At 51.5% G+C, this 750-nt stretch carries 1 rRNA gene; it reads left to right on the top strand.

The features are described from left to right. Positions 1 to 750: ribosomal RNA gene (locus C9J45_RS21425) — 23S ribosomal RNA — on the top strand; the annotation flags it as partial.

The raw sequence follows: 750 nt of genomic DNA, 5'->3' as shown, positions 1-750 counted from the left end.
GAAAGGCCAATCAAACTCGGAGATAGCTGGTTCTCCCCGAAAGCTATTTAGGTAGCGCCTCGGACGAATACTACTGGGGGTAGAGCACTGTTAAGGCTAGGGGGTCATCCCGACTTACCAACCCTTTGCAAACTCCGAATACCAGTAAGTACTATCCGGGAGACACACGGCGGGTGCTAACGTCCGTCGTGAAGAGGGAAACAACCCAGACCGCCAGCTAAGGTCCCAAAGTTATAGCTAAGTGGGAAACGATGTGGGAAGGCTCAGACAGCCAGGATGTTGGCTTAGAAGCAGCCATCATTTAAAGAAAGCGTAATAGCTCACTGGTCGAGTCGGCCTGCGCGGAAGATTTAACGGGGCTAAGCTATACACCGAAGCTGCGGCAATGAAGTTTACTTCATTGGGTAGGGGAGCGTTCTGTAAGCCGTTGAAGGTGAATCGTAAGGTTTGCTGGAGGTATCAGAAGTGCGAATGCTGACATGAGTAACGATAAAGGGAGTGAAAAACTCCCTCGCCGGAAGATCAAGGGTTCCTGTCCAACGTTAATCGGGGCAGGGTAAGTCGACCCCTAAGGCGAGGCCGAAAGGCGTAGTCGATGGGAAACGGGTTAATATTCCCGTACTTCTTATAATTGCGATGGAGGGACGGAGAAGGCTAGGTGAGCCTGGCGACGGTTGTCCAGGTCCAAGTATGTAGGCTGATGGTTTAGGCAAATCCGGACCATCTTAAGGCTGAGATACGATGTCGAGT

Source organism: Photobacterium sp. GB-1, from assembly GCF_003026165.1.
In the GTDB taxonomy this organism is placed as follows: Bacteria; Pseudomonadota; Gammaproteobacteria; order Enterobacterales; family Vibrionaceae; genus Photobacterium.
This window is presented reverse-complemented; position numbering and strand designations above follow the sequence as displayed.